Raw genomic sequence first — 16,515 nt, 5'->3', positions numbered from 1 at the left:
TTACGAGACAAGCTTTTTAGATTCAAGCGGGGTGAATAACTCCGCGTTAGCGACTTTTTTTTCAATTTTCTCACGCACGCAATTCGTTGTGCCGCGAACGTTTCGGACTGAAGGCACAAACCCGGCACAATGCGATCTGAAAACATTTACGAATCCCCAATGTCTTATTGCTTCATCCTCAAAATTCGCCGGTTCCTTTTACTGGCCTCGGTGTTAGTCCCAACCTTGTCCACGATGGCCGACGTGCAGCCGATGCGTGTGGTTGGCACGAATAGCCGCATGTCACCGTTTACCTATTCGCCCGGGGCGACGAACACTGCGTTCTGGCAACGCACGCCACACAAGCTCGGCGGACCGGTGGCAGAGATCGATATCGCCTTTATGAACTGGGCCGTCGGCTACAGTGGCGAGGTCATTAACAGCAGCGACGTTACGATCAGCTATGCCTGGTTGGAGCGCGACAGCGATGGCCAGATCGTGCCGCTGACTTTCGACGGCGAACGTGAGGTGGTGCTGTTGGGCGGTGTCGCCGAGCCTTACTACATGGCGGACCCCGTGGACTCCTCGGTCTGGACGGGTGGCACGCCGCAACGCGACGAAGTTTTCTGGCTGCACGTGAAGGGCAGTGTGCCAGCGACAGACGGCAAAGCCTGCCTCGGCGTTTATGCGACCTACAGCGGCTCGAAGTTTCTTTTTTACGATCCGGCCAATGATCCGGGGACGGTGGATACTGCGGGTGCCGTGCCAAACATCACGGGTAAAAATCAACGTACTAACGGCCTCGCCGTCATGTTTGGCGGGCGCTTCACGGGGCCGGGTTACCTGTCGGTGATTGGCTTGGGCGACAGCATTCTCCACGGCTCCGGCGACGCGACGAACCCGACGCCCGTCATCTCAGGGAGCGGCTTTCTGGATCGCGCGGCCCTGGACAGCGATGGCGAGAACGCAGTCGGCATGCTTAGCCTGGCGCGCCACGGTGAATCCGCGAATACCTTTGTCAACTCCCATGCGATGCGCGAAGTGTTCCTGCCTTTTGCCAATGTGGTGGTCGAAGAATACGGCACGAACGACATCGGGTCCAACGGGACGGGAGATGCCGACGTAATTTATACGCGCCTCCAGGCGATCTGGCAACTTGCGCGCGACGCTGGCGTGGAAAAAGTTCTGCGGACCAAACTCATGCCGCGCACGACATCGGCCTCTGGTAACTGGACCAGCCTGGCCGACCAAACGCCCAACAACGGTTGGGGCGAGGGCGGTGAGCGCGATCAGCTAAACGCCCATTTGGAGACCGCACTTTCGCAGGGCTTGATCGACGTGCTCGTCGATACGCTAACGCCGGTGGCGGACCCCACTGACGATCATTATTGGGTGACGACCGGTGCCAACGACTATGCGACCAAAGACGGCACGCACCCCAATGGCCAGGGTTATGCGTTGGCCGCCGTTCCGCTAAGAGCCGCGTTTGAGGCCATTCTCGCAGCCAACGAAACACTGAGCTACCTCGACTGGTCGGATGCCATCGACTGGGGTGCCGAGGACTCCAGCCCGGAGGCCGATCCCAACCACGACGGCGTTTCCAACTGGTTCGCCTACGCGCTCGATCTTCCGCCGCTGGACAACCTTGCGGGCAAGACGGCCACCTTCAGCACCGACTCCGATACGGCCGATGGCCCGTGGCTGACCTTTGACTTTCGCACGAATCAACTCGCCACCGGCATCCAGTATTCGGTGCTCCGCAGCGAGGATTTGCTGCCGAGTTCCTGGACCGCGCTTTCGCCAGATGGCGTCAACGTAATCGAGGAAACCCTGCAAGCCGATCCGGACGGCGATGGCAGCGCGGCGCTCAAGCGTTGGCGGGTCAAGGTGTCCGGCGCGACGCCTTGCTTTTTAAAATTGCAGGCCGACGAAACCTGATCGGCTTTTGCTGCCCATTGACAACCGGCAAGCGCTCTCGCCAATCGGTTTGAGCTGCTTGAAAACACTCACCTTCAACCTGTAAACACCCATATAACGCAACATATTGCGCTGGGGTCCCCTTGAGCAGAAAACTAAATTTCACTGTGGTTAAAGAACGATTCGGCCGATTATACTGTAAGCCGATTCATGAACCCCCATTGGCAACATGAACAAATTATCCCGCACCTTTTTACGCCTCATCGCGCTTTGCGCTTCCGTGGCTGTCATTCACGCTGAGCCCCTAGTATCCAATACCGGTTTCGAAACCGATGCTGATCTGGACAGCTGGCCAGACAACTGGGCTAAGCTCAAAACCGGCGGCAGTTGGGAGGTCGAGGAGGGCAACCACTTCATCCGCTTGAGCAGCACCGAGCCTGGTGCCATGGTCATGCTCTACCAGGAGATTCCGATTCCTTATGGCGTCGAGGCGATTGAGATGACCTGGAAGCAGCGCGTAACCGGGCTCGAAGTCGGCGAAAAGTCGTGGTTCGACGCGCGCATCTTGATGGAATTCCTCACGGAGGATCGCTCTAAGATCGGGCCGACGCCCAAGGCTCCCTCCACCCGCCGCGACACGGCTGGCTGGGTCGAGAAAAAGACGGCCTTCATCGTCCCGCCGGAAGCCAAGACGCTCAAGTTTATGCCGTGCCTGTTTCAGGTCAAGGCGGGCACGTTCGACATCGATGATCTCGTGTTGATGCCTACTGATCCGGAGCCTCTGCGCGCTGCGGCCGAGCAGGCCCGCTTGGAACGCGAAGAGAAGGAACGTGCCAAGCTGGCCAGCCGCCAGGAGAAGGCCGCCAAGCAGCTTGCCCAGACTGGTTCGCTGGTTCCGGGGTGGGACCACGAGGGCCGCTGGGCGAACAAGAAAAATATCGTCGAAAAAGACGGCAACCACTACCTGCAACTGGTCAGCACGGAGCCGGGTAAGATGGTCAACGACTACCGAGAGGTCGATATTCCGGCTAATACCGAAGCGCTTGAGCTGAGCTGGAAGCAAAATGTGACCGGTCTTCAGAAGGGCGAGAAACCGTGGTTTGACGCGCGCATCATGCTGGAGTGGAAGGACGCTAACGGTAAGAAGATCGGCGGTAATCCGTCTCCCTCTTATTCGCAAAAGGACACCCAGGGCTGGGTGGAAAAGAGCAAAGATTTCCTCGTCCCAGAGAACGCGGCTACGCTCGTTCTGATGCCTGCGCTGTTCAACGTGAAGGCCGGGACCTACGAGCTGGACGACTTTGTGCTGAAGCCGATTGACCCCGCGCCCGTGCTGGAACGCAAGGCAGCCAGGGAGCGCCAACAGGCCGCGAAGTTTGTCCCTGCCGAGGAGCCCGACCCAAGCAAATGGCCGAAGATGCTGAAGGTCGTTGGCAACCGCTTGCACGACACCGATGGCAACGAAGTGTGGCTGCAGGGCGTCAATGCCGGTGGCTTGGAAACCCTGCCGATGGACGAGCAGCCGGTTAAGTCGCTGGTCGTTGCCATCGACGAGTGGAACTCCAACTGCGTGCGCGTGCCGATGAAGGAAGAGTTCTGGTGGGGCAAGAGCCATTACCAAAAAGATGGCGGCCAAGGCTATCGCGACATCATTGACAAGATGATCACCCTCGCGGCCAATCGTGGTGCCTACATCGTGATCGATCTCCACCGTTACCGTGCTCCCAAGCAGGAACATGCGGATTTTTGGAAAGAGTTTGCCGCCCTCTACAAGGACCACCCGGCAGTGCTGTTCGACGTGATGAACGAGCCGCATGACATCTCTTGGGAGGTCTGGCGTAATGGCGGCTTTGTTGGCACGAAGAAGGGCACCGACGAATCCGGCTTCCTCACCGATGAAGAGAAGAAGAAGAACATGGGCTTTGAGTCCGTGGGCATGCAGGGCCTCGTGGACGCCGTTCGCTCGACGGGCGCGAAGAACATCATCATCGCCGGCGGTTTGTTCTGGTGTAACGACCTGACAGGCGTGGTCAACGGCTATGCGCTCGATGACAAGGGCGGCAACGGTATCATGTATTCCTGGCACACCTACAACTGGCACGACAACTGGGAAGAGAAAGTTCTGCCCGCCGCCGAGAAGTACCCGATTTTCCTGGGTGAGGTCGGTGCCGACCCGAAGAAGATGGAGTTCATCCCGTCTGAAATTCAGGAAGATCCCGCAACGTGGGTGCCGGACATGCTGGGCTTTATCCAAAAGCATAAAATCAACTGGACCGGCTGGTGCTTTCACCCGCGTGCCACACCGCGTATGCTGGTCGACTGGGACTACACGCCCACGCCATTCTGGGGTGAACCAGCCAAAGAAGCGCTCGCTGGCAAGCAGTTCGAGATGAAGGCCATGCGCTAAACTCTGCGATACAAAGTAAGTTTCCCACCAAGCCCGGCGAGCCAAGCGTTTGCCGGGCTTTTGTATGGGGTAGGGACGCACCTCCGGGGCGTCCGCCTAGCATATTGCTGGACCGCATTGATATGCTATTTATGATATTACCCATCTGTTGGGCGGACGCCCCGGAGGTGCGTCCCTACCTTGGCGGCACGAAACCTAGAGGTTTCGTGCCTGTTTGCCCCTAGGTTTCGTGACCATTTAACTAGGGGCAAACTGTTGCGAAGGGTATCGTTAAACGGTCACGAAAGGTATAGTTAAACTGTCGCGAAGGGTATGGGCAAACTGCCAGTTTGCCTATACGGAAACTCCGGGCAGCAGATTTGCGCCAGCGATTGACTGCCAGCAGGGCATAAAAAAGGCCGCCAACGAATTGGCGGCCTTGATGGTTTAGAAAGAAACCATGCCTAGAAGGCGTAATTTTCCAACACCTGCATCGGAATGGCGTCCGTCGTGTAGCTGTTGGTAGGGGAGATATCCAGAGCGTAGTTGCCCCAGTTCTCGCCGCCGGCCCAGTAGGTGCCGCTCATGCCGTAGGCGGAGATGTGGGCCATGAACTCGTCGAGCAGCACGTTCCAGCGTGCGTCGTTGTTGGGCACGCCGAACTCACCAATGAAGCCGCGGGCGTTCTTCTCTTGCAGCCAAAGCAGGAACGGGTGGACCAGGCGCACGCCTCGGTCGTCTTCCGGGTTCTCGTTGTCAAACGAGCTGTAGCTGCCGTCACCGGCGGGCCAGCTTTGGTCGAAGTAGATGTGGGCCTCATACATGGTTTTTCCGGAGGCATCCTGCACGTCGAGGTTGGGGTTACTGGTGCGCCAGGTCGATGCGCTGCTATAGTTTTCACCCGCGACGATGATCCACGTATTGCTGTCCACATCGCGAATGCCATCGGCGGCGGCTTGGGCGGCGGCGGGCCAGAGTCCACCAGTGCCGTGCGGCTCGTTCATGATGCCGTAGCCATAGATCGCGGACTCGTTTTTATAGTGGTCGGCGAGCTTGCGCCATACATCGGCAAAGGCGGCGTTGGGCACATTGGTCGTGCCAATAACGTTGCCATTGTAGCGGGCGTAGTTGTGCATATCGAGGACGACTTTCATGCCGCGCGCATCGGCGAGGGCGACGATGGCATCGAGGTCGGTGAAGTCCACCGCACCGTAGAGTGTGGGCTGCAGGCGTTCCCATTTGAAGGGGATGCGGATCAGGTCGAGCCCTTTGCTATGGTAGTAATCCCACTCTTGCGGGTTGTCCTGCCAAAAGGCGAATCCGCTAAACTCGGCACCCGCCAGGTTGACCCCCATCATCTGGACAAAGCCGTCCGGGCCGGAGTGATCGTAGGTCGGCGCTGTGGCGTAAACGGCGCGCGCCTTGAAGTCTTGCACACGCAAGCGGCCATTGAGGGATGAGGTGGTGGGGCTGACGTTGGTGATGACGATGGCGGTGTTGGCGTCGGCAATCACGTCAGTCAGATCCGAGGTGCTACTAGTCACATCAAGCACGACAGATTGCGCGGTGCCGTTGTTCACCCAAGAGATATGTACCTGCTCGTCGCCCTGGACTTCGCGCCAGCGAATGGTATCGATCTGCAAGTCGTGTCCGGCGGTGACGGTGAAGCTTTCACCGCGGTTGAAGCGGCCCACGTTGGTCTCGCCCACGCCAAAACCGGTTGATTCAAAGCCAAAGACCGAAGCGGTGGCGTTGGTAAAGTCCGGCGCACTGGGCGTGTCCACATCTACGTTCGCATAGGCGAGGAAGTTGAAGGCAATGTTACTGCCGCCATTCTCCGGTGCCCAGAGCGTGCCGCTAATTGTGGAGTCGCCGGGGGATGCATCCCATGGCCACTGCTGCCAGTCCCGCAGGAAGATGTAGGCACCAGCGGTGCTGCCGGTGACGGGGGCGTTGGAGAGGAAGGCCAGCTCGACGTGGTTGATGCGCAGGCGTCCGTTTAGGTAGGCACCGCTACTGCTGACGTTGGTGATCTCCAGTGGGGTGTTGGCGTCGGGGAAGATGCCGCTGAGCTCGGTCTCGGTGTAGAACGAACCGGCGGGTAGATCGATCACCGTGCTCATCGGCACGCCATTACTTTGCCATGCAAAGTGAACGCTTTCATCGCCTGAATACTCGACCCAACGAATGCTTTGCAATTCAAAGCTTTCATCGGCTTCAAGGATGAAGCTTTCACCGCGATCAAAGCGCCCGGTGCCGGAGTTGCCCACACCAAACCCCGTTCCCTCTACGCCAAAGGTCGAGGAACTGGCGCTGCTAAAGTCTGGTGCCTGTGGGTCGGATATATCGGCACCCGTCACCGGATCGTAGAAGCTCACGAGCACGTCCCCAAGGACGGTGTCGCTGATATTGGCAGAGAATGTGGTCTGCCCTGAAGTCAGGCTCCATGGGGCGCTGCTCCAGTTGTTCAGCAGGTGTGTCTCACCGATTTCCGGCAGCGTGACGGCATCGACCAACTCGGTGTAGATTTGGTTAATACGGAGGCGGCCGCTCGCGCTCGCGCTGGTATCGCTGACGTTGGTAATCGTCACCAGCGTATTGGCGTCGATGATGATATCATTGAAGTTCGTGGTGGTGTAGAACGAACCGGCAGGCAGATCGAAGACCTGGCTCATCGTAGCGCCGCCACTGGTCCAGGCGATGTGGATGGCCTCGTCGCCTTGGTATTCGGCCCAGCGAATGCCATTGAGCTGGAAGGCGTGATCGACTTGTAGCGTGAAGCTTTCGCCGCGATTAAAGCGGCCTACGTAAGTTTCACTAACGCCAAAGCCGGTGCCTTCGACGCCAAAGACAGACGCCGATGCCACGGAGTCATCCGGCGTGGATTGCGTGGACACGTCGACACCGGTTTTCGGGGTGGCGAAGACGAAGCTGGCGCTCGTGCCGCCCTGGTAGACGGGGTCGGTTAAGGTAGCGGAGAAGTCGACATCGCCACCGGTTAACTGCCAGGGGGAGGACGACCAGTTGTCGAGGGTAATCGCGGCATGGCCGCAGATCGCAGTGAGTAAGCAGCCTCCGGCCAATAGGGCCCGGGGCACGGGTAGTATTCGGTGCATCATGCTTATTGTGGGGGTTGGGGTTGAGAACGCACGCGGCATTCAGGGGAATGAAAACAACCGGGGTAGGGATAACAGCAACTAATCGTGTGCCGCTGGCATCCTCAAAGCCTTCTGCGCGCAATTGATTGCGGCCCTACGCAACTAATTGCACGTTGCCGTCGTTGCTGCTGCGGATGTGTTTGTAACAAACTGTTGGTTACGCTGATAGGCGAATATTTGAATCCTTATTGCTTAACCTCATATGCAAGACACCAACGAATTTATGATGGGCGTGGCCGCTCGATATACCGAGCTGAGCGACCGTGATTTTCGAATGATGAAAGACGCCGGCATTGGCTGGCTGCGCTTTGGCGATTTTCAATTTGACCCCTTGGCCTTTCTGGAAGGCCGCAAGCAGCCGAAAGAATTTTACTCGGCCACACAGCGTTTACGTGATCTGCGGGAGGCGGGCTTTGAGCTGATTGGCATCACGCCCGGACCTCGTGAGATGGCAAAACTCGGACTGGAACCCGGTAGTGCATCTTACTACGACGCCTATGACCGCGTGAGCCGCTTCTTTGCGCAGGAGTTTGGCGATTTGATTCAGTGGTGGCAGGTCGCCAACGAACTCGATATCTGGATTTTCCGCGACACGCTCGATATGGCGCAGTCCATTGAGTTTTTAAAGGTGGGCATTCTCGCAATGAAGGACGAGGCCCCGCAGTTAAAAGTCGGCATCAACATCACACTGTTTCCGGATATGCCTGGCGTGATTGATGGCAACACCGAGGCTTCCGAAGGTCTGGCCTTGGCGCGCGGCATCTATGGTGATGATACGCTGCCGGTGGATTATGCGGGCTTCGATAGCTATCCGGGCAGCTGGCGTGAGGGAGGGCCCGAAGTCTGGGCGGAGTATCTGGAGGGCTTCTACGAACTGACCGGCAAGCCGATCGTGATCATGGAATTTGGCTACGCCTCTGCGGGTGGTGTGATGAACGAGGCTGAGATCGCGGCCGGTCATTATCCCTGCGACATTAAGAAATGGAAGTTCGCCTGGCGCGGTGAGCATAGCCAGGAAATGCAGGCGGAATACATTCGCGAGGTCATGAAAATCTACCGCGAGAAGCCTTACGTGCTCGGTGCGATTTACTACAACTGGCGCGATGCAACTTACTGCTGGCAGTGCAAGGAGGAGGCGTGTCCGGCTGAGACGGCCTGGGGTCTGCTGGACCAACATGGCGAACCAAAGTTGTCTTACCGTGCGCTAATGGAGGCCGCGCTGACGACTGCCTGATTTCTTCTTTATCACTTGCTGAATGAGCCGAAAGCGCGTTAACTCACGCTCTGTGAGTACCCCGGATTCTCAAACCTCCCTGGAACGAGTAACAATGAAGGACATCGCCGAACGGGCGGGGGTGTCCGCGTCGACTGTTTGCCGTGCGCTCAGCTCGAACCCGCAAATCCCGGAAACGACGCGCAAGCGGATCAAGCAAGTGGCGGAGACTATGGGCTATCGGCCGGACCCATTGCTGTCGGCCTTTGCCTCGCGCCGCCGGGGGCGATCGCGGGAGTCGGATATCACGACGATCGCCTACTTAACGAACTTCTCTCAGCGCGACGAATGGCGGGATAATCCTTTTTACGCCAAGTGCCATGCCGGTGCTGCCAAGCGCCTGAAGGACATGGGCTACAAGCTGGAGCATTTCTGGCTCGGCGAAAAAGGGATGACTGCCGCGCGGCTTAGCAAAATTCTTTATAGCCGCGGTATCCTGGGACTGTTTATGGCCCCAATTCAAGAAGTGCGCCAACACATTGATATGGACTGGGAGCACTTCAGCTCCGTGACCGTTGGCTACTCCTTCATGACGCCAAATCTGCACCGCAGCGCACCTCACCACTTTCATGGGATGCAGGAGGCATTGCGTCAGGTATTTGCCGCCGGCTATGAGCGTGTGGGGCTGTGCTTGTTTGGCGAAACGAGCCGCCGCGTGGACGACTTGTGGTTGTCCGCCGCACTCGTCGCCAATGAGCGTCGCCACGAGATAAACGGCAAGAAGCGCAAGATGAAGGTGGCGCGTTATTTGTTCAACGACGAGACGCTGCACAGCGCGCCAGAGTGGTGCCAGCGCAACAAGCTGCAAGTCGTGATCAGCGATAATCTCGTAGTCATGCATGAGCTCCAGGCGGCAGGTATCAACGTTCCTGGCGATGTCGACTTTGCCACGCTCAATTGGGAGGCGGAGCATCCGGAAATATCGGGTGTTGACCAGCGCCCGGGCGATGTCGCCGCATCTGCAATGGACATGATGATTGGGGCCATTCAGCGCGGCGAACGTGGTGTGCCCGAGGTTCCGCTGACGACCATGGTCGAGGGAGTTTGGCACCCGGGGCAGAGCCTGCTGTTAGCTTAAAGCGGAACGTGTTCACTGGTTCAGGCAAAAAAGGTGCCGTTGCGCAACTAGTTGCGCAATCGGTCTCTTGTGATGTATGCTATATTTAGTGAGGGTTTAATTCAGTGCGGAATACATGATTCCTCTGAACCCCCTAATCAAATCGAACTAATATCCCACCCCCTATCTCATCATGAAAAAAACCAATCAACGATTCCTGGCGACCAGCATTGCGCTGACGCTCAGCGGCGTGCTCTCGGCACAAACTTTATACTGGGACACCAATGGCGCGACTCCCGGCGCGGGTAACCCCGCGGACGGAACCTGGGATGACACCATCCTGAACTGGAGCACGGACTCCACAGGCTCCATTGCAACGGGTGCCTATTCCGCCGGTAGCGATGTGGTATTCTCCGCCGGAACGGATGCCGCCACCGGCTTCGTTACCGTTTCAGGCACCCAACAGGTTTCAAGCCTTACCTTCAAGAATGGCTCAGTCGTCGTTGATGGCAGCACCATCGACGATGATGGCGATGGGCGTATCCTGATCACCGTTAACAGCGGTGCCACTGGCACGCTGAATTCTCCAGCTAGCCTGAATGCGGATTTCAACATTGAGGGCGACTTTTTTGCTAATTCGATTAATGGTGGCAGTTCGATGTCTAAGACCGGTGCGGGCACGGCAACTTTTAACCGCCTCGACGCCAGCCTCACCATCAATCAAGGCACGGTTATTTATACTGGTGCCGTGAGCGCCAAGCTGAAGAACACGGTGATCAATGACACTGGCTCACTGCAATTGACGGGCAATGCATTCGATGGCTCCAAGCGTAGCGTGACTGTGAATGCGGGTGGGTCCTTATCTCTCAGCGCAGGACTGACGCAAAGAGTCGGTTTTCTGTCCGGTGCGGGTTCCTTGTCTGGCGGCGCTGGCTCGATTTTGGACGTGGGCGGTGATAATAAGAACGTCACCTTCAGCGGTAGCATTGGCGAACAGCTTAATATGCGCTCTTCGGGCACGGGTAGCTTCACGCTGGATGATACCAGCTCCATGACCTTCACTATTTTGGGCGACGGCGTTAACAACTCCATCATTGGTGATGGCGTAAACAACACTACGACGAACTTGAATGGCGAATTCATTTTCGATTTGACTGGTGCGGATCTGACCGATGGTAACAGTTGGTTAATCGTCGATGTAGCTGCGCTCAACGAAACTTTTGGTGGCACATTCAATATCGCCAGCTTCACGGAAGATGGCGGTATCTGGACGTATGACAGCGACAGCGGCTTGACCTTCTCGGAGGGTACTGGCGTGCTCTCTTACACCATCCCGGAGCCAAGCACGTATGCGTTGTTACTGGGCGTGGCAGTAGTCGGTGTGGTTTACCGCCGCCGCCGTTCTTAGTCGCGAAAGACATTTATCGAAAGCCCATGCGTTGCTGAAACGTATGGGCTTTTTTTGTGTCGGGCGGTTGCGCCAGCTGCGGTTTGTTTGTCCTTTCTCTTTAGTTCGAGAAGGTTGATTCTTTGTGAAACCACTGACTTGAACATTCCGATGTATACCCTAGTATAGGACAATGAAAAAGTGGTGTCTCCCGTATTGCTGATGCACCATGCGGCGCAATCTATTGCGTTGGGCGTGAGTTGTATTCGGTGGTGGATATGTAATGCTGTTATTCAGCGACACCAACCCCGACCCCAGTATGTATTTTAACACCAGCCAGAAACGAGAGCGTGGCTTTGCCTTAGTCATTGCGCTCATGTTGATGGGTTTCATTTTCCTTCTCTTGCTATCCGTTGCCACGGTGACGCAGGTGGAGATGTCCACGATTCATTCTAAGGATGATAGTAATGAAGCGCGCCAGAATGCCTTGTTCGGGCTGATGGTGGCGCTCGGAGAGGTGCAGAAACATACCGGCCCAGACCAGCGCGTAACAGGGCAGGCAGACTTGCTTTTTCCCAACGACGACACGAGCCTGAGCGGTGAGCAAGTGCATGACTACTGGAGCGCTGCACGCAATGCGCACTGGACCGGTGTTTGGCGCAACGCCAACGAATCGGAATACGATGCGGACGATGTCGTTGCCTACAACGCTCAGCCCACGCATCTCGCGTGGCTAGTCAGTGGCTATGATCAGGGCTTGAGCCTTTCGCCGGAAGACAGCATTACCGGCCTCACTCCCAGTACCGATTCGCAGGCCACTTTGGTGGATGCCAATGGCGTGCGGCATCAGCTTTTGGTTAGCCCCGGTGCAGGTGCCGATTCGACCATTCGCGCCGTGACGGCACCACTGCTTCCGGTGAGCAAAGACAACATCGACGTCGGTAATTATGCCTGGTGGGTCGGTGATGAGGGCGTTAAGGCGCGCGTCGATCTCGTGGACGAGTTTGAGAACTCAGCCGAAGCAGTTGATGCGATTAAGCGGCTAACATCAGCGCAGAGAATGGGAATCGAAGCCATGACGGCGAATGCGGACCTCGCACCGGATGACACTGGGTTGCAGAATTTTTATGAGGCCAATCACGAGCGTTTTGGGACAATTGCCGAGGCACAGGATTTGGCTTTGTTGAATTTGGACAACGCATATATTCGTGCTCTCGACAACCGGCTCCATGACATCACGGCGCACTCGCGCGGCGTGCTGGCAGACGTCAAGCACGGTGGCCTGAAGCATGACCTGTCTTACATTCTTGGGCAGCCCGATTTGGAGTCGATGCGCACGGCGCTCAACCATGCTTACGAGGACGACGTTGCGATCGAGGTTACCAGTAATCGCGTTTTGACCGAAGAGGCTTCGCTTTATGCCACGGTGCCGTCCAACATCTCGGGGTCGGGTCATGATTTTGACGACAATCCGGGCATCCTCGCTTACACGCCGACCTGGGAACAGTTGTGGTCATTTCACAACATGGGCAACCAGCAAACGGATACACCGGCCGGAGTTTATGATGATCTTGGCCGGGCAATCCCGCAGCGCACCACACCCACTCAACATGGCCTGCATCCGATTCAAATGCAGGCAAAGCTCTTCTACAATTTGGATGTCGATTCGAGCGGAAAAATTTATGTGGAGACCAAGCCGCTCATCGTTTTGGCCAACCCTTATGCGGTGGATTTAGGCCCGGCAGAATACACGCTGAATTTTGTTCGCCCTTCTCTCCAAGTCCGCCTCGGGGGCGATAATACCAATCCTGATGATCCTGTCGACCCCTATGACCCAAAGGTCATTAATAAGGACAACGACTCCGGCGTTAAAAGCTCATTCACGAAGGATGACTCCGTCTATTCCGTGACGCAAGCGGGAGCGGGCGAGATCGAGCTCGTGGTGGTGAGTGATGGCTTGGCAGCGGGTGAAGCGCAGATTTTCACGTTGGATGGTAATTATAATATTCCCACCAACTCCAATGCGCAAAAGGGAATCCGCGCCGAGATGGTTAACGACTACGATCCACTGGCCGCGCTACGTTTGGATACGGGCAAAACTATCAGTGGTCGTTATGAATATGCGGCGCTTTATTGCACGAGCACCAAGATTGTCTCACGGCTTTACCTCGACTACGATCCGGCCTCACATAGTAGCGACGGTGACCGCAAGTTGATTCAATACTTAACGGCAAAGCCCAATACGTCCGACCAGCACGAAGTGTTTTTTGTGTATCCGGTTTCTTCGGGGCTCCAGGTGGGCGGTGGCATTGGTTTCACTATTTTCGATGTGACGGACTCGCTGCAACAGTCGATGTTTTATCAGCTGAATTACCGTAGCTCTGTGGTGTATTTCCATGGCTACACGGCCAAATCGCATCCACTGGAATGGGCAAAGACTTTAACGAAAAAAGGTGAGGCGGGTAATGATCAGTATTTTGGTGCGAACCTGCTCCGCGATTCCAGCAGCCTAACCAAGGTGCGTTGGGGGCCGCTGCATACTGGCACTGCCAATTACCAGTCCGTCACTCCGTCGGAAATCTCCGGGACGGAAGTTGGTTTTGAAAACTTGCTTTACGACATTCCGCGCCCTGACGTGCCGCTCTCGTCATTGGGGCAGCTACAGCATTTCAATACGACGCCCATCATTGATCGCACCAGTTGGTCGAGTTCGTCCAATGGCGGCAGCGCGGCGCGTGCTACCACGGTTCAGGCCTGGCAAATGAATTATCCGATTGGCAATTCCTACGCGCATCCGCGCATCGATCGCGACCGCTTGTTCGACTCCCGTCCGTTCTCCGGGTATCACTACGATGGCTCGTATTTGTGGAATGATGTGCTTTGGGATCGCTTCTATTTTTCAACCTATCCTACGCAGGGTGAGTTTGATTTCGGTGCTAGCGGTGATACATTGGTTAACGAGCGTTACCGCCCATTTCGTGCGCCAAACGAAGTGCCTTGGAATGAGGAATCGCACTTTCGGGGCGATGGAAATCCAGCCTCGTCGAACAACGGACGAATGGCGGCAACGAACCTCATGGCCGACGGTGCTTTCAATATCAACTCGACTTCCAAAGAGGCGTGGAAAGCGTTGTTCTCCAGCTTGCGCGGCGTTGATTTAGGATCGGAAACCGATGCGGACAATCTTACAGCGCCATTCTCGCGCACGTTCCAACCAAGTGGTGGGGCAGAGGGAGCCAAGACCGGTATTCACGCAAATGCCTGGCGTGGTTTCCGCAATCTGAGTGAAGACGAGGTGGATGCGCTGGCCGAGGAAATGGTAAGACAGGTCCGGCTGCGGGGGCCATTCACCTCGATGGCTGACTTTGTGAATCGCCGGCTTATCAACAAGGATGATGACCCGAACGACTTGGGCGTCAGCGGTGCCTTGCAGTCGGCGCTCGACGCAGTGGTTAACCAGGAGGGCGACGTTCTTTCGCCGTTCGATGTCGAGAGTAGTACAAATTCATCGCTGCTGGTTGATCCGGACTTTCAAATGCCGACTGCGATCAGCGGCTTTCCGGGATACCTCTTGCAAGGCGATGTGTTGTCCTCACTGGGTGCCCACTTGACGGCGCGTTCGGACACCTTTCGTATCCGCGCTTATGGCAATGTCGTGAACCCGCTTACGGATCAGGTAGAGTCTGAGGCATGGTGTGAAGCCATTGTGCAGCGTATGCCGGACTATGTGATCCCGCGTGAGGGCGGGATCGGTAATGCACCTTACGAATCCCCAACGGATGCGACGAACCAACGCTTTGGCCGTAAGTATGAAATCATTTCCTTCCGCTGGTTAACCCCCGACGAAATATGATGCGTTTATCTCCAGTCAGTTGGCTGACTTTGATTCTGATCTTTAGCGCTTGCTCCTTGTTTGGGCAGGAGCGTGAGACGATGCAGTTGCGTTTTCTGTTCCTTGATGAATCGCGAGGTGCCTATTTCTTAAAGCAGGAAGGCGGGGAAAAACGGGTGAGTGCGGCACCGTATTCGATCAGTCAACCGGTTAAGGTTTCGCTTGGTCAGCCTTTGGAAATCCTGCGGGCCAAGAGCTCCCGCAAGAATGATGCGCGTCAAAAAATACTGACGCTGAATGCGCCGAAACAAGGCAAGTCTGCGCTTGTCGTGGTCCAGCCGGATACATCCAATGCGAGCGGCTACGATTACGTTATTTTGGAAACTGGCAGCGAGGATAAGACACCGCAGTCACTCAGGATTTTTAACCTCGGTGTTGCGGACACGGCGATTGTCATTGGCGATGCCAAGGCACAACTCGCTGCGGGCAGTACCACGCTTTTAAAGCTTAACCCAGATGCCAAGCATCGCGTAATTGCGAAAGTTGGGGAGAAAACCCAAGACGGCTGGCGTATGCTTTATGATGGCGTCATCGCCTTGCGTCCGGAGCAAATGATGACCGCGGTGATCATTTACTCCCCCACGGGCATGCGACATACCTACATGGAGCAGGAGATTATGGAGTACGGCGAGCCCGAGCCGGGGCATTTCTGGCTAACTTACGTCGAGTAAACGGCTCGCTTTTACCTCGTCTTCTGTTGGTAGTCGCGCGGAGCCATGTTCATTTGGCGCCGGAACGCCCGTGAAAATGCGGCCGGGCTATCGTAGCCGCACTCCAAGGCTATTTCGGTAATATTGAGTGGTGAATCGCTGAGCAGCTGGCAGGCGCGGGAGAGACGAAGCTGGCTCAAAAACTCACCCGGGCTAATGCCCAAGTGCCTGCGGAAACGCCGCGTTAAGGTGGCTAGTGACATGCCGGCATGGCGGGCGATTTGCTCCACATCGATGCTGTCCGTTAAGTTTGCGCGGCAGTAATCGACGAGGCGGCTGAATGCCCGGTATTCGGGCGGTAGTTTCTCGGTCGCATCCGTTAACGGGCGGGAGATCCCGGTGGTTGCGGTTACCATGCCGTGGTTGTCGAAAATGGGCAGTTTGGTGGTGGATCGCCATTCGACGCCACCCCAGCGATTGGTGAGCAGCTCGACCTTTCGGCGAATTGCTTGACCGGTCTGCATGACCTGCTGGTCATCGGCCATAAAGACACGCGCCAGCTCGGGGAAATACAGTTCGGCATCCGTTTTACCGATGATGTCGGCTTGAGGGAGTTTGACGCGATCGGCAAATGCCTGGTTCAGCCGAACAATGCGTAAATCACGGTCTTTAATCCAAAAAAGGATGTCCTGGACGTCTTCAAACAGGGAAATGACTGCATCGAGTGCTCCTTCGTGTATTGAGTCCGGTAGTTGCATGTCACGTCTGTAGATGACTGAAAGTGCAAAGTAATTGCCAGCCAATGCAATTCTATTT

The 16,515-nt window shown here is 56.3% G+C and carries 9 protein-coding genes; 7 read left to right on the top strand and 2 right to left on the bottom strand.

Annotated features, from left to right (window positions below; all coding sequences use genetic code 11):
• Positions 1–159: 159 nt before the first annotated feature.
• Positions 160–1,917 (top strand): SGNH/GDSL hydrolase family protein, encoded by a 1,758-nt coding sequence (locus tag O3S85_RS06540; protein ID WP_269539021.1) that lies wholly within the window; start codon positions 160–162, stop codon positions 1,915–1,917.
• A gap of 208 nt (positions 1,918–2,125) precedes the next feature.
• Positions 2,126–4,303: a glycoside hydrolase family 5 protein gene (locus O3S85_RS06535; RefSeq protein ID WP_269539020.1), complete on the top strand. Its 2,178-nt coding sequence runs from the start codon at positions 2,126–2,128 to the stop codon at positions 4,301–4,303.
• 443 nt (positions 4,304–4,746) lie between these two features.
• Here O3S85_RS06535 and O3S85_RS06530 read toward each other — a convergent pair whose 3' ends face one another.
• Positions 4,747–7,380, bottom strand: coding sequence for a glycoside hydrolase family 5 protein (locus tag O3S85_RS06530; RefSeq protein ID WP_269539018.1), 2,634 nt, complete (start codon positions 7,378–7,380; stop codon positions 4,747–4,749).
• A gap of 262 nt (positions 7,381–7,642) precedes the next feature.
• On the opposite strand from O3S85_RS06530, the gene O3S85_RS06525 reads away from it, so the two are divergent.
• From O3S85_RS06525 to O3S85_RS06505, 5 genes are all read left to right on the top strand, one after another.
• Positions 7,643–8,674 (top strand): glycoside hydrolase 5 family protein, encoded by a 1,032-nt coding sequence (locus O3S85_RS06525; protein WP_269539017.1) that lies wholly within the window; start codon positions 7,643–7,645, stop codon positions 8,672–8,674.
• A gap of 94 nt (positions 8,675–8,768) precedes the next feature.
• A complete protein-coding gene (locus O3S85_RS06520; RefSeq protein WP_269539015.1) occupies positions 8,769–9,791 on the top strand; it encodes a LacI family DNA-binding transcriptional regulator in 1,023 nt (340 codons plus the stop codon).
• A 172-nt stretch (positions 9,792–9,963) separates the two neighbouring features.
• Complete coding sequence (locus tag O3S85_RS06515; RefSeq protein WP_269539013.1) at positions 9,964–11,178, top strand: PEP-CTERM sorting domain-containing protein; 1,215 nt, start codon at positions 9,964–9,966, stop codon at positions 11,176–11,178.
• Between the two features lie 262 nt (positions 11,179–11,440).
• On the top strand, positions 11,441–15,010 hold the full coding sequence (locus O3S85_RS06510; RefSeq protein ID WP_269539011.1) for a hypothetical protein: 3,570 nt from the start codon (positions 11,441–11,443) through the stop codon (positions 15,008–15,010).
• Positions 15,007–15,720 carry a hypothetical protein gene (locus tag O3S85_RS06505; RefSeq protein ID WP_269539009.1) on the top strand — a complete coding sequence of 238 codons (714 nt, stop codon included), beginning with the start codon at positions 15,007–15,009 and terminating at the stop codon, positions 15,718–15,720. Before O3S85_RS06510 ends, O3S85_RS06505 begins: the two co-directional genes overlap by 4 nt.
• Before the next feature lie 11 nt (positions 15,721–15,731).
• On the opposite strand, the gene O3S85_RS06500 is transcribed toward O3S85_RS06505, so the two are convergent.
• Positions 15,732–16,457 (bottom strand): AraC family transcriptional regulator, encoded by a 726-nt coding sequence (locus O3S85_RS06500; protein ID WP_269539007.1) that lies wholly within the window; start codon positions 16,455–16,457, stop codon positions 15,732–15,734.
• Positions 16,458–16,515: the final 58 nt, after the last annotated feature.

Source organism: Cerasicoccus sp. TK19100 (assembly GCF_027257155.1).
GTDB classification, from domain to species: domain Bacteria; phylum Verrucomicrobiota; class Verrucomicrobiia; order Opitutales; family Cerasicoccaceae; genus Cerasicoccus; species Cerasicoccus fimbriatus.
This window is presented reverse-complemented; position numbering and strand designations above follow the sequence as displayed.